Here is a 585-nt window from a genome sequence, read left to right on the forward strand (position 1 = left end):
AGGACATGGACCTCGTTGAGATCAACGAGGCGTTCGCCTCCGTGGTGCTCAAGTTCCAGAAGGACATGAACATCCCGGACGAGAAGCTCAACGTCAACGGCGGCGCCATCGCGATGGGCCACCCGCTCGGCGCGACCGGCGCGATGATCACCGGCACCATGGTCGACGAGCTCGAGCGCCGCAACGCGCGCTACGCGCTCATCACGCTGTGCATCGGCGGCGGCATGGGCGTGGCCACCATCATCGAGCGCGTCTGACGCGGCCCGTCCCTTCCATATCGCCGACTACCAGGAGACTTGAAGCAGTGAGCGAGCAGAACATCATCAACTGGGAGCAGGACGCCGACGGAATCGTCGTGCTCACCATCGACGACCCCAACCAGGGCGCGAACACCATGAACGCGGCCTACATCGCCTCGATGAAGGCCACCGTCGACCGGCTGTACGCGGAGAAGGACGCCATCACCGGTGTCGTCCTGACCTCCGGCAAGAAGACCTTCTTCGCCGGCGGTGACCTCAAGAACATGATCAAGGTCGGCCCCGAGAACGCCGAGGAGATCTTCAACCACAGCGTCACCCTCAAGGC

1 protein-coding gene and 1 pseudogene are annotated in these 585 nt (G+C 63.6%); both read left to right on the forward strand.

Going from position 1 to position 585, the window contains the following annotated elements; all coding sequences use genetic code 11:
- Nucleotides 1–257, forward strand: a pseudogene (locus AC1DYG_RS18925) (acetyl-CoA C-acyltransferase); the annotation flags it as partial.
- Nucleotides 258–304: 47 nt separating this feature from the next.
- The coding region (locus tag AC1DYG_RS18930; RefSeq protein WP_477641411.1) for an enoyl-CoA hydratase-related protein at nt 305–585 on the forward strand (281 nt) is incomplete at its 3' end.

This window comes from Pedococcus sp. P1_H8, assembly GCF_056405175.1.